Source organism: Paraflavitalea soli (assembly GCF_003555545.1).
GTDB lineage: Bacteria > Bacteroidota > Bacteroidia > Chitinophagales > Chitinophagaceae > Paraflavitalea > Paraflavitalea soli.
Map to the genome: position 1 here is coordinate 6,570,598 of NZ_CP032157.1, position 20,233 is coordinate 6,590,830.

General features: G+C 44.1%; 19 protein-coding genes and 9 tRNA genes. 23 read left to right on the top strand and 5 right to left on the bottom strand.

Annotated elements, in window-relative coordinates; genetic code table 11:
- Positions 1-4 precede the first annotated feature (4 nt).
- Positions 5-664 (top strand): 2'-5' RNA ligase family protein, encoded by a 660-nt coding sequence (locus D3H65_RS25170; RefSeq protein ID WP_245999586.1) that lies wholly within the window; start codon positions 5-7, stop codon positions 662-664.
- 118 nt (positions 665-782) lie between these two features.
- Entirely contained in the window at positions 783-1,859 is a 1,077-nt protein-coding gene (locus D3H65_RS25175; RefSeq protein WP_119052951.1) for a PA0069 family radical SAM protein, read from the top strand.
- Between the two features lie 17 nt (positions 1,860-1,876).
- On the opposite strand, the gene D3H65_RS25180 is transcribed toward D3H65_RS25175, so the two are convergent.
- Positions 1,877-2,140, bottom strand: coding sequence for a hypothetical protein (locus tag D3H65_RS25180; protein WP_119052952.1), 264 nt, complete (start codon positions 2,138-2,140; stop codon positions 1,877-1,879).
- A gap of 260 nt (positions 2,141-2,400) precedes the next feature.
- Between D3H65_RS25180 and D3H65_RS25185 the strand changes: the two genes are divergently transcribed.
- Entirely contained in the window at positions 2,401-2,922 is a 522-nt protein-coding gene (locus D3H65_RS25185) for a hypothetical protein (protein WP_119052953.1), read from the top strand.
- A 333-nt stretch (positions 2,923-3,255) separates the two neighbouring features.
- Here D3H65_RS25185 and D3H65_RS33060 read toward each other — a convergent pair whose 3' ends face one another.
- The gene (locus tag D3H65_RS33060) at positions 3,256-3,513 is read right to left on the bottom strand and encodes a hypothetical protein (protein ID WP_162915809.1); all 258 of its coding nucleotides are present in this window, start codon (positions 3,511-3,513) and stop codon (positions 3,256-3,258) included.
- 89 nt (positions 3,514-3,602) lie between these two features.
- Between D3H65_RS33060 and D3H65_RS25195 the strand changes: the two genes are divergently transcribed.
- The 14 genes from D3H65_RS25195 (at position 3,603) to D3H65_RS25260 (ending at position 10,362) form a co-directional block, all read left to right on the top strand.
- Positions 3,603-4,349, top strand: a complete 747-nt coding sequence (locus D3H65_RS25195; RefSeq protein ID WP_119052955.1) for a sensor histidine kinase — start codon at positions 3,603-3,605, stop codon at positions 4,347-4,349.
- A 15-nt stretch (positions 4,350-4,364) separates the two neighbouring features.
- Positions 4,365-5,036 (top strand): response regulator transcription factor, encoded by a 672-nt coding sequence (locus tag D3H65_RS25200; RefSeq protein ID WP_119052956.1) that lies wholly within the window; start codon positions 4,365-4,367, stop codon positions 5,034-5,036.
- 768 nt (positions 5,037-5,804) lie between these two features.
- Positions 5,805-6,344, top strand: a complete 540-nt coding sequence (locus tag D3H65_RS25205) for a DinB family protein (protein ID WP_162915810.1) — start codon at positions 5,805-5,807, stop codon at positions 6,342-6,344.
- A gap of 187 nt (positions 6,345-6,531) precedes the next feature.
- A tRNA-Pro gene (locus tag D3H65_RS33065) sits at positions 6,532-6,604 on the top strand.
- 127 nt (positions 6,605-6,731) lie between these two features.
- Positions 6,732-6,803, top strand: a tRNA-Glu gene (locus D3H65_RS25215).
- Positions 6,804-6,880: 77 nt separating this feature from the next.
- Positions 6,881-6,952, top strand: a tRNA-Asp gene (locus D3H65_RS25220).
- A 144-nt stretch (positions 6,953-7,096) separates the two neighbouring features.
- A tRNA-Met gene (locus tag D3H65_RS25225) sits at positions 7,097-7,168 on the top strand.
- A gap of 6 nt (positions 7,169-7,174) precedes the next feature.
- Positions 7,175-7,247 (top strand) — tRNA-Ile (locus D3H65_RS25230).
- Positions 7,248-7,251: 4 nt separating this feature from the next.
- Positions 7,252-7,324: transfer RNA gene (locus D3H65_RS33070), tRNA-Gln, on the top strand.
- Between the two features lie 82 nt (positions 7,325-7,406).
- A tRNA-Arg gene (locus D3H65_RS25235) sits at positions 7,407-7,477 on the top strand.
- 9 nt (positions 7,478-7,486) lie between these two features.
- Positions 7,487-7,557: transfer RNA gene (locus D3H65_RS25240), tRNA-Asn, on the top strand.
- 89 nt (positions 7,558-7,646) lie between these two features.
- Positions 7,647-7,718, top strand: a tRNA-Trp gene (locus D3H65_RS25250).
- Positions 7,719-7,833: 115 nt separating this feature from the next.
- Positions 7,834-8,907: an AAA family ATPase gene (locus D3H65_RS25255; protein WP_119052958.1), complete on the top strand. Its 1,074-nt coding sequence runs from the start codon at positions 7,834-7,836 to the stop codon at positions 8,905-8,907.
- Between the two features lie 6 nt (positions 8,908-8,913).
- A complete protein-coding gene (locus D3H65_RS25260; RefSeq protein WP_119052959.1) occupies positions 8,914-10,362 on the top strand; it encodes an RtcB family protein in 1,449 nt (482 codons plus the stop codon).
- Between the two features lie 21 nt (positions 10,363-10,383).
- On the opposite strand, the gene D3H65_RS25265 is transcribed toward D3H65_RS25260, so the two are convergent.
- Positions 10,384-11,481, bottom strand: coding sequence for a metallophosphoesterase (locus D3H65_RS25265; RefSeq protein ID WP_119052960.1), 1,098 nt, complete (start codon positions 11,479-11,481; stop codon positions 10,384-10,386).
- Positions 11,482-11,623: 142 nt separating this feature from the next.
- Between D3H65_RS25265 and D3H65_RS25270 the strand changes: the two genes are divergently transcribed.
- Complete coding sequence (locus D3H65_RS25270; protein WP_119052961.1) at positions 11,624-12,181, top strand: hypothetical protein; 558 nt, start codon at positions 11,624-11,626, stop codon at positions 12,179-12,181.
- Here the strand turns inward: D3H65_RS25270 and D3H65_RS33595 are convergent.
- Both D3H65_RS33595 and D3H65_RS25280 read right to left on the bottom strand, forming a co-directional pair.
- Positions 12,101-13,189 (bottom strand): acyltransferase family protein, encoded by a 1,089-nt coding sequence (locus D3H65_RS33595; RefSeq protein WP_119052962.1) that lies wholly within the window; start codon positions 13,187-13,189, stop codon positions 12,101-12,103. The genes D3H65_RS25270 and D3H65_RS33595 overlap by 81 nt on opposite strands.
- 12 nt (positions 13,190-13,201) lie before the next feature.
- On the bottom strand, positions 13,202-14,398 hold the full coding sequence (locus tag D3H65_RS25280) for an acyltransferase family protein (protein ID WP_119054656.1): 1,197 nt from the start codon (positions 14,396-14,398) through the stop codon (positions 13,202-13,204).
- Positions 14,399-15,055: 657 nt separating this feature from the next.
- Between D3H65_RS25280 and D3H65_RS25285 the strand changes: the two genes are divergently transcribed.
- Genes D3H65_RS25285 through D3H65_RS25305 form a run of 5 tightly spaced genes read left to right on the top strand, consistent with a single transcriptional unit; the run spans position 15,056 to position 20,228 of the window.
- Positions 15,056-15,631: an acyltransferase gene (locus tag D3H65_RS25285; protein ID WP_119052963.1), complete on the top strand. Its 576-nt coding sequence runs from the start codon at positions 15,056-15,058 to the stop codon at positions 15,629-15,631.
- Positions 15,621-16,136: a UpxY family transcription antiterminator gene (locus D3H65_RS25290; protein ID WP_119052964.1), complete on the top strand. Its 516-nt coding sequence runs from the start codon at positions 15,621-15,623 to the stop codon at positions 16,134-16,136. Before D3H65_RS25285 ends, D3H65_RS25290 begins: the two co-directional genes overlap by 11 nt.
- Positions 16,137-16,163: 27 nt before the next feature.
- Positions 16,164-16,967 carry a polysaccharide biosynthesis/export family protein gene (locus D3H65_RS25295; RefSeq protein ID WP_162915811.1) on the top strand — a complete coding sequence of 268 codons (804 nt, stop codon included), beginning with the start codon at positions 16,164-16,166 and terminating at the stop codon, positions 16,965-16,967.
- Positions 16,968-16,969: 2 nt separating this feature from the next.
- Positions 16,970-19,372, top strand: coding sequence for a GumC family protein (locus D3H65_RS25300; protein WP_119052966.1), 2,403 nt, complete (start codon positions 16,970-16,972; stop codon positions 19,370-19,372).
- Positions 19,373-19,388: 16 nt separating this feature from the next.
- Positions 19,389-20,228: an ABC transporter permease gene (locus D3H65_RS25305; protein WP_119052967.1), complete on the top strand. Its 840-nt coding sequence runs from the start codon at positions 19,389-19,391 to the stop codon at positions 20,226-20,228.
- Positions 20,229-20,233: the final 5 nt, after the last annotated feature.

Here is a 20,233-nt window from a genome sequence, read left to right on the forward strand (position 1 = left end):
TGTTATGAAAAAGATGCAAATAAATCCCGTAAAAAAAGTACATGGCACTCCCAGGGCTTTTTATGACGACTACACCAGTCAACTCAGGCTGAATGAATACATGCTGGTATTACTGCCACATGAAGAGTTGCGCAACCGGGTGCTGCAGATACGCAAAGACTTTTATGAAACATACCAGGCCCCCTCGGCATTGGCAGGCAAAGTACACCTCGCTTTGGCCACCTTTACCCAACTGGAAATAATGGAAGAGCGCATCGTCAACCGCCTCAAAACAGTAGGCATGGGCTATCACCCATTCAAGGTAGAACTGAAAGACTACGGCAGCTTTCCCAGCCATACCCTCTTTATCAACGTCACTACCAAATTGCCCATACAAAACCTGGTTCGCGAGATCAGGGAATCACAACGCCTCCTGAAACTGGACAATGAACACAAACCACATTTCTTAGACGATCCGCACCTCGCCATCGCCCGAAAACTCCTGCCTTGGCAGTATGAAAAGGGATGGCTCGAATACTCCCACCGCCACTTTACCGGCCGGTTCATTGCGGATTGCATGTTATTGCTGAAACGAAGAGCAGGGGATAAAACCTATCAGATCGCACAACGGTTTGAGTTTATGAACCTGCCCGTAAGTACCAAACAAGGGGAGTTGTTTGTCTGAGCTTTTTCAGCAGCATTACACACCTGACCTGATTCCCGTCCCCGCAGGCCCGCCTGTTTCCACAGGTGCCTGCCGGGACGGGAGGGTGTGTTTTATTCAATGATTAATACAATAGAAAATGGAAACACCACAGGAAGAAAGACCCGACACCTACTTCAAAGGAAGAGGCGCCCAGATCAATACCAAAAACAGGTTCCTCAAAAACGAAAGAGTAAGAGAGCACATAGAATCTATTGACGACTGGTCCGATCCCAACGTGGCCACACAATTCCTCGAAGAACAGGCCAAAAGCTTTGTCAATAAAGTGGAAAGCCCCGATGTGGGTATGTACTACAGCATGAACCCTTACCAGGGCTGTGAACACGGCTGCATTTATTGCTATGCCCGCAACTCTTTTGAGTATTATGGCTATAGCGCCGGACTTGATTTTGAACGTAAGATCATTGTGAAGAAAAACGCACCTCAATTGCTGCGGAAGTTTCTCCTTAATCCTAAATGGGAATGTGTACCCCTCAGCCTCAGTGGTAATACAGACTGCTACCAGCCCGCAGAAAAGAAGTTTGAGCTTACCCGACAATGCCTCCAGGTTTGCCTGGAATTTAACCAGCCCGTGGGCATCATCACTAAAAACGCAGGTATCCTGCGTGATATCGATGTACTACAGGAAATGGCCAAAAAGAACCTGGTGAGTGCACTGGTATCCATCACCTCACTCGATGAAGACCTGCGCCGTGTGATGGAACCCCGCACTACTACAGCATCCCAGCGCTTCCGTGTCATTAATGAGCTGAGCAAAGCTGGGGTACGGATGGGCGTCATGCTGGGTCCTATGATACCGGGACTCAATGAGCACCATATGCATAATATTATCCAAAGGGCCAGCGAGAACGGTGCCACCTTTTCCGCCTATACCTTTATCAGGCTCAATGGAGCTATTAAGCTGCTTTTCCACGACTGGCTTTATAAGAATTTCCCCGACCGGGCAGATAAAGTATGGCATATGATTGAAGCAGGGCATAATGGAAAGGTCAACGACAGCCGCTTTGGGACACGCATGCGCGGGGAAGGTAATATCGCAGAAATGGTAGCCATGCAATACAGGAAATACACCAACAAATATGGGTTGAACCATGAGAGGCTGGAACTGGATTGCTCACAGTTCAGACGGCCTGGTGAGCAGGGAAGACTGTTCTAACCTCTCCTGCGCGGAATCTATGCCTGGTAACCCGCCTTCATAATAAGCTTATTCAATGCCTGCTTTGCCCGGATGATCTCATGGCACACAGCCGAGATTTCCCGGGCATTTTCCATTAAGTTCAATCCCCTCAACCGGATACTAAGCTCTTGTATCCTTTCAAGGTTATATCCCCGCATGATCTCCAGGGAATCGCCCAGGTTTAGTAAAACCGGAGAAGTATTACGGTCAATAGCAGGCGCCGGTACTGGCTTGGCAATAGATGGCTGTTGGCATTTCATGGTGCACAGTTTAAAGTGGTTTCGTCATTCACACAGTAAAAAATACGGTTTAGGACTGGAGCTTGCTATCGACTCAAGGCGGGTCAAAATATCAGGAGTACCAAAGTTGTTATAATAAATCAGCATGCACAAGCGATGAAGTACCGGATGTGTATCGTAAACTGTGTAGGTAAAATAAGTAGTTCTACGTGAAGGGAGGCTGGATGTTTACGAATATCTTTAGCCACTGTTTGACTGTTTAAACCTCAAAAATCAGTTTTATGACAACTAACCTCAAAAAATCATTTTTGCCGCTGGCCCTCCTGATGACCGGGGCAGTTTGCTTATCGCTTTTCCTCGCTTCCTGCGGGGGAGGTCCCAAAGATGGAGTTTGGATTCCCAACCCTGTAGACACCTCAGAGCTGGGTATCAGGGACCACTTTATCCCCCAGGATTCAATTACCGCTTACAGGAAGCGTTATGACGCGATAAGAGACACCCTGCAGGTCGCTATGCCTTCCTTGTTCATCCCTTTTTCTGAAGCCTACAACAAGAGAAGCTTATTGGAACTGATGAAGGATCCCACCTGCGTAGGTCTCAGGGTCTATTACGGAGCTACCGCTGTTAAAAGTGATGGTAAACAAGATCTGAGGCTTATCCTGGTAGGCGTTGACAAGCTGGGGAAAGACGTTTTTGTTAAGAAATTCTCCTCTGCTGATGGAAAAGTTGGTGACGATCCCCCATCCGGTGGATTTGAATATGGCCAGTGCGCACCGCCTTGCTATGATGAAGGTGGAAAATAAGCCCGCCAGTCATGTCAGTTGCTTTTTAATTTTATACCCCATGATATTTTGCTAATGGACAACACGGTTCACTTTGTTCTAAGCCAAAGCATCCTGATTGCCTTTTTTATCGGGATAGTAAGGTACCGGAAGATCGATCCGGCTTACTATCCCTTCTTCTATTACACTTGCATTGCTGTGCTGATGGAGGTGCTGGCCCATATTTTCACCCTGTACAACCGCGCCGACCTGCACCTGCCGGCTCTACATATTTACTCTTACCTGGAGTTTTGCCTTTTTGCATGGCTCTTCCACAACTGGGGACTGTTCAACCGACAGAAAACAGTATTCATATCAGTCCTGATCATATTCTTTGTTGTCTGGGTCATCAGCTCCTTTTTTGTGCATGGGTTCAAAGAATTGAATTATTACTTCCTTACCCTCTATTCTTTTGCACTTATTTTCTTTAGTGTCAGTACCTTTAACAAGGTGGTGGTACATGAGCGGGGGAATATTTTCCGCAATCCAAAATTCCTGATTTGTATTGGGATCATTATATTCTATACTTTTTTCATTCTCTTCAATGTAACATCGCTTTCTGTATTCAGACAAAATGTTAGCAAGAGTTTCAGGGCAAACTTGCAGCAGATTAATGTTTACACTAATTTACTGGTTAATTTACTTTATGCAGTAGCGATACTATGGATTCCTCGGAAGCAAAACTTTACGACTCCCTTCTCATCGTAATAGCAGTAGTAGGTATTATCCTCTTCTACTACATCATTACTATTATCCGTTATCAACGAAGGAGCCTGCGCATGAATAAAGAAAAGATTCAGGCCGAAATTGATACATTGGAAAAAGAACGTAAACGTATAGCTTCCGACCTTCACGATGAGTTGGGTCCCCTGCTATCAGCCGTTAAATTGCAGATCAACAGCCTCGATACCAATGATCCCGGCGATCAGGAAGTGATCGGCAAATCAAGCACCCATATAGACACCATCATCGGCAAGCTTCGGGAGATCTCCAATAACCTGATGCCCAATACCCTCGTCAGAAAAGGACTGCAAAAAGCCATTGAAGAGTTTGTAAATAATAACCAGCAAACCTACGGCCTGCAGATCAAATTCATCTGCGAGCAGGAGCTCCACCTCGATCAGCACAAGGAGATCAATATCTACCGCATTATCCAGGAAGTCCTTCATAATACCGTAAAACACGCAGAAGCCACCTACCTCATCATTAAAATTGTGATAGAGGAAGACCGGCTTTTGCTCATGACCGCCGATAATGGCAAAGGATTCAATTATTTTACAAAAGTAAAAGATAATCCAGGCCTCGGACTTCGTAACTTGCAAAGCCGGGCAGAGGTGATGGGAGGAGAATTGAGCTGCCAGTCTGAATCCGGAAAAGGTACCATGTATACATTTGACATCCCTGTCTGAATATAACCTATTTGTATGAAAATACACGGCAATATAAAGGTGATTATTGCTGATGACCATGAGATATACCGTGATGGCTTACGCATGGTATTGGTAAAACAACCAGATATTGAGTTGATCGCCGAAGCCGCCGATGGCAAAGAGCTGATTGACCACGTAAAAGCCATGCAGCCCGATATCGTGATCAGCGACGTTAAAATGCCCAATATGGACGGAGCAACTGCCACACGTTACCTCGCCGAGAACCACCCGGAAGTAGGCATCATCGCCCTTACCATGTTCGATGAAGAAGACCTCATCATTGATATGCTGGAAGCAGGCGCCAAAGGCTACCTGCTCAAAAATGCTGACAAATACGAGATTGTAGAAGCAATTAAATCTGTATATAACCAGCAGCCTTACTACTGTCGCCATACCTCCAACAAACTGGCCCAGATGGTAGCCAAGAGTAAATTCAATCCCCACAAACTCCACAATAAGCCCGAGTTCAGTGAAAGGGAACTAGATATTATTACCTATATCTGTAACGGGCTCACCAGCAAAGAGATTGCAGAGAAAATATTCCTCAGTGTTCGCACCGTAGAAGGACTCCGTATGAAGATCATGGAAAAAATGGATGTAAAGAACACTGCCGGCATCATTATTTATGCCATACGCCATCATCTCTACAAACCCGGTAGAGTATAGCCGAAAAAAATATTTTCAGGAAAAAGTTGGTAGAAACAAAAAAATAATTACACCTTTGCACTGTTAAAATTATTTAAAACACAGCATCATGTCACGCATACAAATGCATATTGAAACAGCGAAATGGTTTAATCCTGGTCAGGATTTAACCAGAGCTGCGGGGCATGTTATGTTACCAGGTAATTTGTAGAACTACGAAACCGAAATATAACGAAAGCCCCGCCTGACGCGGGGTTTTTTGTTTTTAAACTATGCTGAAACAAACGATCACCATACGATTTATGGTCCTGGCAGAGGCGCATACACTCGCCAGTCAACCTTGGTATGTCCTCACCGTGCAAGGCATGAACCACAATCGTATTGACCAGGAACGAGTACATAAACGACCGGAGTATATTCCGACACAGCAATAAAACTGTGTTACCAAGAATACAAACCCGGTCAATTCATTGACCGGGTTTTTTTGTTGCCCCGTACAAGCAACAACCAAAGGAGGTAACCATGAAGCTGATACTAGCTGTATTATCAATCCGGTTCATTATCGAACTGATCACAAGGAACAAGACCGGGAAAAACAAAGTCAACAACCAGACGAACGTTGGTAAAATTCAACACCCGGCAGAATTTGAATTGCGATAAATAACCATTGCAGTGAACCTGCATAGCCAAAAACGTACTAGTTGCAGAAAAGGAGGATTCAGTAGCCCTTCCGCGATGCTGCGGGAGGCTACTTTTCCAAAAAAGTTAAACACGATGAAGGAGGATTTTATGAGTAGGATAAAGACAGAACTCACCAGCACTTTTGATGAATTGTATGGCTGGTTCGATGTGCCGGGTGACAAATTGTATTATTCACCCCAGGATGGTGGATGGAGCATTGCCAAAACATTGGAGCATATAGCGCTCACCAACCATTATTTATTGATACTGATACGCAAGGGCACAATAAAGGCATTGGAAAAGTCGAGGAACCAAAGCTACAGGGATTTGCTGAGTGATTATGAGTTGGACTGGGATAAACTGGAATTAATAGGTCAGCCAGGCGCCTTCAAATGGCACAGGCCTGAGCACATGGAGCCGCGCGGTACAGCATCTCTGGAAATAGTGAGAACGGATATCCAGTCACAGATAAAGGAGTGCTTGGACCTACTGGATCAAATGAAGCAGGGAGAAGGCATCTTGTACAAGACCATGATGACAGTCAATGGCCTTGGAAAGATTGATGTGTATCATTATATCTGTTTCCTGGTACAACATGCAAAAAGGCATATTGTACAGATGCAGGAACTGGAAAATAGCTTATCGTAAATAAAGGATTTCACTAATTACTCCTTTAAATAGATTGAATGATGCCGTAGTGCAGCGTTTCTTCGGTAGCAACCTGGTAAGATACACGTCAAACCTGGAAGGTCGTGGGTTCAAATCCTGCTCCTGCCGTTAGGCGGGATAGCTCAAGGATAACAGTCGCTATGCGCCTGTAGCTCATTCAACAATTATAGCAGCATTCCAATTGGTTGGATACTTCGCCTGGAACGAAGAGGATGCAGGTTCGAGTCCTGCCTGCTATGCAAAGTTGCCGTAAAGAAGGATTACTTCGGCTCCATTAGTTCAACTGGTAGGACATGTATGAACAGTACAGATGCGGGTTCGATCCCCGTATGGAAAATAACCCTTCTTGATTTTGTTGCCCTTCATGGTCTGTTCGTTCAATGGTCAGGACGCAGGGTTTTCATTCCTGAAATGAGGGTTCGATTCCCTTGCAGACTACATAGCGTGTCGTAAACCAGTGTTACTTCGTCTTGAAGCCGCAAAAAACACTGCTTGCCTGTTACCGCTATTGCTTTAGTCTATTGGTGTAAGGGTTAACATCCTGGATTGTCGATCCGGAGAAACGGGTTCGAATCCCGTATAGACTGCTAAACAGGTGTCGTAGACAAGCGTTACTTCGGTTAATCTATGAGACGTTGGTTCGAATCCAACCCGGTTCATGAGAGGAATCGGTAGCTCAGTTGGTAGAGCAATAAACTTTATGTGCGCTTGTCGGCTCATTACCCTGTTTATGGCGACCTGGTGCAATGGTAGCATCCCACCCTCATAAGGTGAAGATTTCAGTTCGAATCTGGAGGTCGCAACTTCGATGGCTTGTAGCTCAACGGTGAGAGCAGCTGCCTTATACGCAGAAGGTTGTGAGTTCGATCCTCGCCAGGCCAACCCATACCAGGTAGTGTAACCGGCCAACATATCACACTTTGACTGTGATGTTCTCAGTTCGAATCTGAGCCTGGTAACAAATGTTGTCTTTAGTTTAACGGGTAAAATACCTCACTGTGAATGAGGAGAACAGGGTTCGAGGCCCAAAGACAACCAACACGGCTTATAGTTCAAAGGAAGAACAGTACGCTACGAACGTACAGATAGAAGTTCGAATCTTCTTAAGCCGTCAGCAATTTGGGAATATAGTTCAATGGCAGAACGCTCCGCTGTTAACGAAAGAACGGATGTTCGATCCATCCTGTTCCCACAATCAAAAAAAAGACGAATAACTCCAATGGTAGAGTAGCCCGTTGAAGCCGGGTGTGTACAAGTTCGAATCTTGTTTCGTCCGCCAATACAGGTTTGATGTAACTGGCAACAACCCGGACTCCAAATCCGGACATGAAGGTTCGAATCCTTCAACCTGTGCTAAAATTAAATACTATGCGCACGCTTGTAATGAAATAGTGAACAGTTCTTAATACCTGTCCGTGTAAATGCATAGGCAGAAGAATTACTGGTTAAACTATTTCAACTTTAAATAATGGACAATACAATTGAACAGAGAATTATCAATGCCAATAGCATATTTGATAATTATTACATCGACAGTAAGGCTTTATACATGTATTGCTTTACAGGGGTGCCATGTATAGATTTTATCGATGATATTGAAGGAGAAAAGGCATTCAATGCATTTCGTGAAAAATACAGCCCGTTTATTCAGTCCGTTCATACTTATCGAAAATTCAGGCGAAAGCAGAAGAAGGTAAACTTTGACGACACGGTAGTTGTATTGAAAGATCATTGTGTGATGGAATTTTCCAATGGCTATTGCGAGATCCTGCACGATGGGCGCAATGGGCTATTCTTTACAGAAGTCATCAATCTCCTGCAGTCCTTTAAAGAAAAGCAACGGAGAAAACCGCTGGAGATCAACCTGATCGTAAAAACCAATAGCTATCTGGAGCTGAAAGCCATGGAGATCAAAAGAACTAAGCTGGACCTGGCATTGTTTTATGAGGATGACTTTCAGGCAGTAGATGAGGCGATCAGGAAACGCCTGAATCAGGAAGATGATAAAGGGATTGTATTACTGCACGGCTTGCCGGGATCGGGTAAAACGACCTACCTGCGCTACCTGATTGGAAGACTCAAGAAGAAAGTATTGTTTTTGTCGCCCAATATTGCTAGCTGCTTAACGGACCCCGATTTTATTGATCTGCTCATCGATAACCCCAATAGCGTGGTGATTATTGAGGACGCAGAAAATGTGATCATGGACCGGAGAACCAATCCACAGTCATCAGTATCTAATTTACTGAATATTTCAGATGGCTTGCTGGCCGATTTTCTGAATGTACAATTGATCTGTACATTTAATAACTCAGTCACCATGATCGATAATGCCCTGATGAGAAAAGGACGCTTGATAGCCCGGTATGAATTTGGTAAATTGAGCGTCGCCAAAGCACAGCAGTTGAGCAATCACCTCGGCTTTGATACATTAATAAAACAGCCTATGACAATTGCCGAGATCGCCAACCCGCATGAACAGGTCAATCAACCTCAACAGGTGCAGGCTATCGGCTTCAGGAGAGCTGTTATTGAAAACTAACAAAGTATGGCAAAGTTAAAATTAAAAGGAAAAGATTTGAGGGCAATTGGTTACCCGGAAGGACCGGTGATCAGCATTGCAATGAATCTGATGGAACGACATTATAAACACCACTCAACCGAACAGGCAATAGATATATTAAAAGAAGTATTGGCTACTCCGGCCGATTATGCGGAGGATGCAATACTGGCGCCTGTGGCGCAGCACTTATTGCCAAAGCCGGTTCCGGAAGGTGCAGAAATATCACTGAACGCAACAGGTATACAGTTCAATGTATTCGGAGGAGAATTTATTGAGCCTGGCGCTATGAACCAGATGTACCAGGCCGCTAAACTACCCGTTTCCATAGCTGGCGCTTTAATGCCCGATGCCCATGCAGGATACGGTTTGCCGATCGGTGGTGTACTGGCAACAGAAAATGCCGTGATCCCCTATGGCGTAGGTGTCGATATCGGATGCCGGATGTGTTTATCCATATTTGATATAGATCCAAAAGAATTGACCCAGCGTGAGCACTATTTCACCCGTGAGTTGAATGAGGCCACCTTGTTTGGTGGAGGACGTCAGTTTGAATATTCCACAGAACATCCAGTCATTGATCGTCCGGAGTTTGGAGAACTATCTCTGCTGAAAGCCTTGCAAGGTAAGGCTGCCAAACAATTAGGTTCTTCCGGTTCCGGGAACCATTTTGCCGAATTCGGTATAGTGGAGATCAACGAAAAAGATACTCAATTGGGTGTTGAAGCAGGAACTTATCTCGGATTATTGACCCATTCAGGTTCCAGGGCCCTGGGCGCCAATATTGCCAACCACTATACCAAAGTGGCCAAACAAAAAAGGCGACTACCTGGGGAGGCCAATAACCTCGCCTGGTTAACTATGGATGAACAGGAAGGGATCGAATATTGGATGGCCATGAACCTGGCCGGTGATTATGCAAGCGCCTGTCATCATGTAATACACGCAAAGATTGCCAAACAACTGGCAAGGCAGCCATTAAAAATGGTAGAGAACCATCACAACTTCGCGTGGAGAGAAATGTATGAAGGGCGCGAAGTGATTGTTCATAGAAAGGGTGCTACCCCAGCTGGCAAGAATGTGTTGGGAATCATCCCGGGTTCTATGACCGCTCCTGGCTTTATCGTAAAAGGAAAAGGCGAACTGGCTGCCATCAATTCAGCCTCTCATGGCGCCGGAAGAAAGATGAGCAGGACGGCAGCTATGAATGCCATAACAAAGAGTGCCTTGCAGGAAATGCTGACGAAGCATGGCGTAAAGCTGCTGGGAGGTGGATTGGATGAGGCGCCGCATGCGTATAAAGACATTTATACGGTGATGAATGCGCAGCAACACCTCGTGGATACAGTAGGTCTGTTCTACCCTAAGATCGTGAAGATGGACGGCACAGCACCTAAGCCCTGGATGAAAAAAGGCAAGGAAGAGTTGGGTGAGTAGAGTAGCCCGGAATGGAGCGGTTTATATCAGGGAATCGAAAATGTAATAAAGCGGCGATTCTTCCAGCACCTTGCGAATTGGCCTCGCATCGGTAGATTCCCACTTGATTAGCCGGATGAAACCATCCGCTATTTCTATACCTGTAATATCGCCATCACTAAAGCAACAGCACCCGCTGTTAAAATAACTGGGATGCGCCATGGTTTTGACAAGTTTCTTACCGGCGTATTCCAGTTTTCTTTTTTCTATATCCTCCGTAATTGTTTTGATCAATATTTCATCTCCCGATCCTATCGCTTTCTCCAGTTGCTTAGTGAGCCGGTCAATATGATCAAGAGAAGCAAAAACGGGTTTATGTGTATGGCCAGAGATAAAGAGCAGGTTCTTTTGTGTAGCGCTCCATTCGTACATCATAATATTGTGCCGGTCCACCAGTTCAAAAGAATCAGAAGTAGTATTGATGCTGATCTCCAGGAAACGTTGAATAGGTGTCCAGATGGCAGCCACCACCCATTTGCTGAAAGCATTACCATCACTTTTTTTATCCCCCTGGTGCCCATGCGTTAAAAACAAAGCATATTCCTGTTCATGATAACTGGTATGAAGCAGGATGCCTTCATAAACCTTGAGCTTATCACCAAAGATCGGTTTAAGGTATTGATTCTGTTGGATCAGGTAGTTCCATTCCAGGTCATGATTGCCAAAAACACGGTAATAGCGGTCAGCCTGGAGAAACCTCGCTTCCTCGAGCAAAGTGGGACGGTTCTTCTCTATGACTGCCGTAGGCGTGTTTTCCCACAATTCCTCGCAATCACCCACATTGATGAATGTAAAGCCATGATCATAATAATATTGAAGTGCCTTCAGGTAATTGGCCTCTGCAGGGGCAAAATCATCGGCAAAATCTTTGCACCCTTTATGCTGATCAGAAAGTATAATAAACTTGGCAGTATCAATTTCGAAAGGGAGTATCAGGCCATTATTCCCCTTACCTTTCACAATGTCCTGCCGGAGTTTTGACAGCGAAGCAAATACCGCTTCCTTATCCGGAGAGGAAGAGACTTTTTCTGCCAGCCAGGTCACAGGCTTCCTGAATAACCACTGAAAAACCTTTTTCATGGCATAATTTATAGAAATTAAGTGAAAGCTGATGCAGATGTGGAAAGGGTGTAGGACGGCCTTGTTGCCGGTTATGGAAAATTGATTACTTTTAAAGAAGGCATACCCCCGTTTTGAATGCCTGCTATTAATTCATCTTACCATGAAAATAACCTATGCAGCTCCAACTGCTTCATTGCAGCGCTGGTTTTGGTGGTTACTCCTGATGAATATACTCTTTATAGTCTGTGCAGAGCTCTATTTGCGCCCACTTACCTACGGTGAAATGGTACAGTTTGCCGTAGCCAAAGATACCCGTATAGCCGATGCCATTGTATTGGAATGGAGGGAGATGGGGAAATATGCTAAAGCATTACAAGGCATTTATGTTAACTTCCTCTTCATTGGTTTGTATACAGCTGGTCTGGCAGTAGCCTGTGCGTTCCTGTCAAGGCTTACTGGCCATGAAATATTGATCCGGGCAGGCAAAGGTGCTTTCTGGTTGTTGATCGCCGCTGCAATTTGCGATACAATTGGCAACATCGCCATGATGAAAAGCCTGCAGCAGGCCATTACCCATTGGAATGTTACCCTCGCCTATGATATGGCAGCCGCGAAATTCTCTGTTATTATCCTCTGCTTACTGTTTATATTGGTATGCCTGATCTTCTGGCTGGCCAATAAGCTTTTCAGTAAGGACAACACTTCTATGTTTTTTTAAGGACAATGCTCTCTTTTCTATCAGGAACCAGGAAGCTGTGGCCAATAAGGTAGTGATAAGGAACGTAGTCAACGTAAATGGCCAATAGCCGGGTTGATCTCCCCATGCAGCATAAATGCTTCGCTGTACAGGAAAGGCATACAAATAAAATCCATACGAAATATCTATCCGTGGAAAAGGAATATGGATACTGCTTACGCCGACGCCTATAATAGTATATATAAAAAAGAATAAGGCAGCCGTATCTAAGTAAACAGGAAAGAATTTCCAGGCAAGAAGCCATAGGGCCAATAACAATAGCCATATGGAAAAGCGAACAGGTATCTTATCCCTGTAGAGATAAAAAACAGCACCTCCCAAAAAATAAGCCCCAAAATGAAGCAAAGGATAGAGATTTTTCAATCCGGAAAGATGCAATAACTGGTTGGCAAAAAAAAGATTTACCACGATCAACATGCTCCAGCTACAGGCTAGCAGCCACCTGTTGCTAAATAGTCTGAGCAGGTAAGCCAATAAGAGAAGCAAGTACATTTTAATTTCCAGAGGAATGGTCCATAATGAGGCATTTACCGCCTTCCCATCAAGTACACCTGGGAGGGTAAGAACCACCCTTACCGGGAAAGAGTTTTGCACCAGGAAATGCCAGGTCTCCACATGGAAGAGAAACTCTCTGACCGGTAAATTAGTAAATATACATCCGGTTACCAGTATGGTAAATAAGGAGCAAATCGCTATGGCAGGGCAAATACGTAAAATACGATTCCACAAATAGTCTTTTACTGTTGACCTGTTAAGACTTCTGCAAATCAGAAAACCACTCAGCGAAAAAAATATAAATAACCCTAGGGTACTCAGTAGATACCTGCCTGTAAGTGCGTAAAGAGGCTCCACCTTTTGTGGATTAGTGAATCCATAACCATGGCTGATAAATACCCCCAAAGCCGCCAAAAGGCGCAACGCGTCGAAATTATTATGCTTTCTTTGAAAAGTTGCTTCGGCTATGTACATGCAGCAATATACTTATACTTTTATATAGATCTTTTTCTTGTCAAGCCAGTATACAATAGACCAGTAAAAAGCGATCATGCAAAGAGCATATAATAATGAGCCGTTTTTCAGGTTCTCTGAGACCGGTTTGCAAACATGTTCATAAAACCAGGGGAAGGCACTTGTATAAACAGGCTTTCCGTTTTCTGAAAGATGATCTACCCAACGGAATAAGCCGAGAAGGCGTGGGAGAAACCCGCTCAATACAAAAATGAACAGTGGGTTCTTTCCAAAAACATCGAAAAACTTACTCAGGCTTTTGGTCACACCCCTTTGTTCATGCACTTTCTTGAATTCAATAAGGAAGATCAAAAGTGATAGGACAAATATGGCGAGTCCGGTGGTATAAAGTACAAAAGAGCTGGTCCATATCTTTTTGTTGATGGGAAATACCATATCCCAGGCAAAGCCGGCAAAGATAAGTAAGCTACCGGCCACAAAAAGATGGGTAAGCATATCATAGGTTTTCCCCTTCTGCTGAATATAATGTCCAACGAAGTACCCAAATATGACCTGAACAATAGAAGTAAGCGTGCTGGTAATGCCTTCCGGATCGAAAGGAATACCTTCCCCTTTATACATATGGGCAATGCCCAAAATGTCCTTGTCTACCTGTGTGCCAAAATAACCTTGCAGGCTGAAAGGATCGGCAGGATTGCCCAGCAGGCACATTACCCAATAACCCAGCAATAGGATAATGCAGGTAAAAAATGCACCCCGTATTTTAAAGAAATAAACGATCAGGGATGCAAAGCAATAGCTGAGCGCGATCCGTTGAAGGACACCCAATATCCGTACGCCGGAAGGTGTACGTCCCTCCACGATAGGATCCGCCCATGGTCTGGATACCAGGGCCCCATCTACCCACCTTATGAAGGGAGCCCAATTGAGAAACAGGCCAATAGCAAAGATGAGCAGTGTGCGTGTAAATACTTTTTTGAGAAATGCAGAGGTGCCGGCAGCTTCAAGTCGGGGCATTACAAATGACATTGCATTGCCTACTGCAAAAAGGAAAAACGGAAAAACCAGGTCTGTTGGTGTGCAACCATGCCAGGGAGCATGCTCAAGAGGAGCGTAAATATGTCCCCAGCTACCAGGATTGTTTACCAGGATCATGAGCGCTACCGTGGCGCCGCGAAATACATCGAGGGAATAGAAGCGTTGGGTCAAAGCTGTGGATTTAAAGGGAAAGATAAGCAACAAGGTTGAAGCTGCAAGAACTAACAACCTTGCAAAGAATTCCGTTATTTAAAACAAAAATAGCTGATGCCTTGAATTTTGGTCTGGCGTTTGTAATGGGTGTGCTGCCTGGTATTAAATACTGGTTTTTACTTAGTGGTGAATGAAAGAGCTGTGTGGCGTTTAATCCTTACAGTTCAATCTATTTGAGCAGTGAATTAACCGGATAATGACCGGGATCAATCGCATAAAGATTGACGCCCATATCTGCCATTCTGGACCAGTCCCCAATTTGTGACTGAGAAGTTGGTATTTTTTATTGAAAAATAATGATTTAAGTATTTTAATGTCGTGATTTTGCACATTAAAAATCTCCTATATTTGCAAACGTCAAACGAAAAGTTGGCAGTCCAAGTGATTTTTTGTTGACCTGGAACGAATACCTGTGAAAACATTAATAAACGCATTTTTACAATTGAGTGGAAGGGTATGGGGAGTACTTCGCAAGAAGACTCACTTATACCCTTTCGCTTTATATAATAGATTTTAGTGCAATAAGTACACTAATAATCAGTCATTTATGGTTAAATCATGTGACTGAGGTGGCGAAGCCTTGCAATGAAAATAGTAGCTGGAACCATTTGATAAATGAAATATTGGGCACACGAAACGGCTGTTATTGATCCCGGTAGTAGCATCGGGGATTATACTCGTATATGGCATTTTTCGCATATTATGCCTGGATGCGTGATCGGAGAACGCTGTAACCTGGGTCAGAACGTCGTTGTGATGCCTGAGGTAGTGATAGGGAACAATGTAAAGATTCAAAACAACGTATCCATTTATACTGGTGTGGTTTGCGAAGATGATGTTTTTCTGGGTCCATCGATGGTATTTACCAACGTTATCAATCCAAGAAGTGCCATTGTACGTAAACATGAATATCAAAAAACACTGGTAAGAAAAGGTGCCTCGATCGGCGCCAATGCTACTATCATTTGTGGCAATACCATTGGCGAATACGCGTTAATAGGCGCCGGCACTGTAATAACTAAAGACGTAAAGCCTTATGCCCTGGTGATCGGCAATCCCGGCAGGCAGGTAGGTTGGGTAAGTGAATATGGACACCAACTGGAGTTTAATGAAAAAGGAATGGCAATTTGCCCGGAAAGTAAACAAGTATATCGACTGGAAAACGAACAGGTGAAGAAAAATGGCCAGTAATGGTACGATAAGAAAATGGTATGCAGTCTACACGAAACCCCGGTGGGAAAAAAAGGCACATGCCCTGTTGGTAGAGAAAGGGATAGAATGCTATTGTCCATTGAATAAAGTACATCGTAAATGGAGCGACCGGATCAAGGTAGTGGAAGAACCTTTATTCAAATCCTACGTATTTGTGCGGGTAAATGAAGAAGAGAAAACCCCTGTACGTATGGTGAATGGCGTAGTGAATTTTGTGTACTGGCAGGGAAAACCTGCCCTGATCAGGGATAAAGAAATATTTGCTATCCGTAAATTCCTGAATGAATATGAAAATGTGGAGGTGAGGCAGGTAGATATAGCTCCGGAGGCCACTGTGGTGGTAGAACAAGGTGTGCTGATGGGCAAAAAAGGGACTGTAAAACGTGTGCTGCGTAAAAAAGTAGAAGTTCTGATTGAAAGTATCGGTTTTACCCTGACCGCTTATATTGATAAATCGAAAGTTGTGGTTATTGAAAAACAGTAGATTTGATAATTACCTAAAATGATCTTCATGCAACGCCTATTCGGCATTTTACTGGTCATCATCATTATAATAGTAGGAAGTTCCTGTGGCAATGTAAAAAACCTGCAATATGTGCAGGGGGCCTTTGATACGGCGAAATTGAGCAAAGTTCAATTTACGGATCCGGTGATACAAACCGGGGACCTGTTGGGCATTAATTTGTACAGCGATGATGCAAAAGCTACGGCAGCAGTAATGGCGCAGCCAACAACGATCAGTGCTCTGGCAGGAAATTCCGGTACAGCCAGTACAGCTACACCTGCTGCTACTCCTGGCACAGGCTATCTCGTAAACCAGGATGGGTTCATACAATTATATAAAATAGGTATGATCAAGGCTGCGGGTATGACGAAAAAACAACTGGCCGACTCGCTGGCGCAACGGTACGTGACCTTGGACCTGCTAAAGAATCCTTTTGTAGAAGTACGATTCCTCAACTATAAGGTTACATTGGTTGGTGAAGTAGCCCATCCCGGTACGTATAGTTTTCCGACGGAGAAAATAAATATTTTCGAGGCCATAAGCCTCGCAGGTGATATTACAGTATTTGGAAAGCGGAATAATGTAAAGGTGGTGAGGGAGATAAATGGAGTGAGACAGTTTGTTGAGCTGGATCTTAGTAAGCCCGATGTCTTTGGCTCGCCATATTATTACCTGCAGCAGAATGATATGGTAATTGTGGATGTGACTAAGAACAAAGCCGCAGTGAATGATCAGGTTACTGTACGAAATATTACTGTAGCGGCCAGCATATTGGCAACGATTGCTATTTTCATTAATATATTCAAATAGACATGACAGAAGCTACTATAGATCAACAACGGTCTAAACCTTCTATTACCCCCCGCGAGCTTATATTCAAATATATCCGCTTCCTGCCATGGTTAATTGTTTCTGTGATCCTGATGCTGGCAGGCGCCTATATTAAATTGCGTTACTCCACGCCCGTCTATAGCGTATCAGGCAAATTATTGGTAAACAGCCAGACCCCTTACAGCAATGCAGGAGAAAAGTTTGATGATATCTTCATGATGCAGCGGGCAGACAAGCTGAATGATGAGATAGAGATCATTAAATCACGTTCCATGGCCAGCCGGGTAGTCCGCAGCTTGGGTTTGGAAATGCAGGTAAATAATAAGGGGAAGATCCGCTCGACGATCATTCACCCAAGGGATGTGCCTTTTCAATTCAATATTGTAGCCATCGATTCAACTAAGGGGTTCAGCGTTTTGGTGACCCTCACAGATAATGATCAGTTCAGGCTGAACGAGAATCCTAAAAAATACTTCTTCAACGAGTTGGTGCAAATACCCGGTGTAAGTTTCCGGATCACGCCCAACAACTCCGACAGACATGCTTTTGCCAGTAATGATTTTGCAGTTAGCTGGGTACCCACAGAAATCGTAGCTGCCACGCTTAGCGGTAATATCGGGGTGGCCAGGGTTACAGAAGGGACCAATGTGTTGTATCTTACCTATCAGACTGAAAACGTAAGGCTGGGCATGGACATCGTGAACCAGTACATGAAGGAGTACCAGCAAGGTAGCCTTGAAGACAAGCGGGAGATTGCCGGTAAAACCCTTGCGTTCATCAACAGTCAAAAAGATACAGTATTCAGAGAATTGAGAAGTGTGGAAGGCAACCTGCAAAAATACCGTCAGGAAAACCAACTATACAATGCAGAGGCTCAGACAAACCTTCTTTTTGATGAATTGTCCGAGAGCAACAAAGAAGCTATAAAACAGGGTGTAAGCCTGCGACAAATAGATTATAACATTGCTTATCTTTCTGACAGTAACAAACGTAATGAGTTCCAGATGATCTCCTCCATGTTAGGTGTGGATGAGCCATCATTGGCTGATCAGGTTATAACTTTCAATAGACTACAGTTAGAGCGGGAAACAGCCCTTAAAACAATACCGGCTGGTAACCCAACGATCCTAAACATGGAGGCCGCCATTGAAAGATTGCGTAAGGATATCATTGAGAACCTGCGAAATGTACGGCAAACTCATGTGTTGGCATTGAATGAGGTTTCACGCCAAAATACTGGAACTAACCAGGTAATCAGTTCTATTCCAGCCAAGGAAAAACAATTGCTGGAAGTTACCCGGCAGCAGGCCATCTTACAGGAGCTCTATTCTTACCTGCTGCAGAAGCAGTTGGAAACAGCATTGGCCTCTGCTTCTACTATTTCCAATATTAAAGTAGTAGAGCCGGCCATGTCTTCAGGTATACCGGTAAGTCCTAATCGCAGGGGACTCTATATTATGGCATTTGCTATAGGAATAGCCGTACCGGTTGCAATTATATTCCTGCTTGAGTACCTGAACGATAAGGTGAAAAGCAAAGCAGAAATACAGCAAATGACTTCCGCACCGATACTGGGAGAAGTAGGCCATGCTGATCATGCAAACACCCTGGTCGTAACCGGTACAAGCCGGAAATTCCTGGCCGAACAATTCAGGATCATTCGCTCAAACCTTCAGTATATTTTGCCCAAGGTAGAAAAACCTGCTATCCTGGTTACCTCATCTTTTAGTGGAGAGGGTAAATCATTTGTGAGTACTAACCTTGGCTCGGTATTAGCTCTTTCAGGTAAACGTACCGTGATCCTTGAATTCGATATCCGCAAGCCCAAAATATTGAAAGGCCTTGGGTTGCATGAACGAAAAGGGATTACTAACTATATTGTCAGCAATATAAAAGTGGAAGAAGTGATACACCCGGTGCCAAGCGTTGAAAACCTGTTTGTTGTACCCTGCGGCCCTGTACCTCCCAACCCCGCTGAAATGCTGCTGAATGAAAGAGTTGAATTGTTATTCCGTGAATTGCGTAATTTATTTGATGTGATCATCGTCGATACCGCTCCCATAGGGCTGGTAAGTGATGCCATGAGCCTTGGTCGCTTTGTAGACGCTACAGTATATATTGTACGCCATAACTACACGATGAAAAAGCAGATACAGTTGATCGAGGATATCTATCAGCATAACAAATTACCGCATCTTTCCATTATTATTAATGATATCGATACTCGTAGCTCCTATGGTGGCTATGGTTATGGTGGCTATGGTTATGGATATGGCTACGGATATGGCTTGGGTAAGGCGAGCCTGGGATATTTTGAAAGTGAAAACGGAGATGCCAAACGCTCTCGCCTGAGAAGATGGTTCTCCCGGTCATCAAAAAAGTAAAACTTTATCTTACATCATGTCTGCTGTTACAGAAGAGTTGATTATCGAGCCTGGTCGGTCTGAAAAGAATTACTGGAAAGATCTGTGGCGCTATAGGGAGCTGTTTTATATCCTTAGCTGGCGGGATATAAAGATCCGTTACAAGCAAACGGTAATTGGAGCGGCCTGGGGAGTAATAAGACCATTCCTGACGATGCTGGTATTCACATTTGTTTTCGGAAAGATTGCCAACCTGGCCGATAAAAATGGTCCGCCTTACCCCATCATTGTTTTTGCAGGATTATTACCCTGGCAATTTTTTTCCACTGCTTTATCTGAAGCGAGTAATAGTTTGATCGGTAATGCAAACCTAATATCGAAGATCTACTTCCCCCGGATGATCGTACCAGCCTCGTCCATTATTACCAGTCTGATAGATTTCGCTATCTCCTTTGGACTGCTGTTATTGGCAATGTTGTACTACCATTACATCCCCCCTATACAAATACTTTTGCTGCCATTATTTATAATAATGGTATTAATTATAGCTTTGGGAGTAGGTCTATATGTTACTGCGCTTAATGTAAAGTACAGGGACTTTCGTTATATCATTCCTTTTATCGTTCAGTTTGGTCTTTACATTACACCAGTGGGCTACAGCAGCCAGAAAATTGCTCAAATGTATGGTGAACAGGCCCGGTTTTGGTTCTCCATTAATCCCCTGGCTGGAATAATAGATGGCTTTCGCTGGTGTATTGTGGGAGAACCTATGTACTGGCCAGGATTTTTTCTATCCTGGGGCCTGATGCTGTTTTTCTTATGGTTAGGCATCACCTATTTCCGGAAAACCGAAAAGTCGTTTGCAGACAATATATAAGTAGT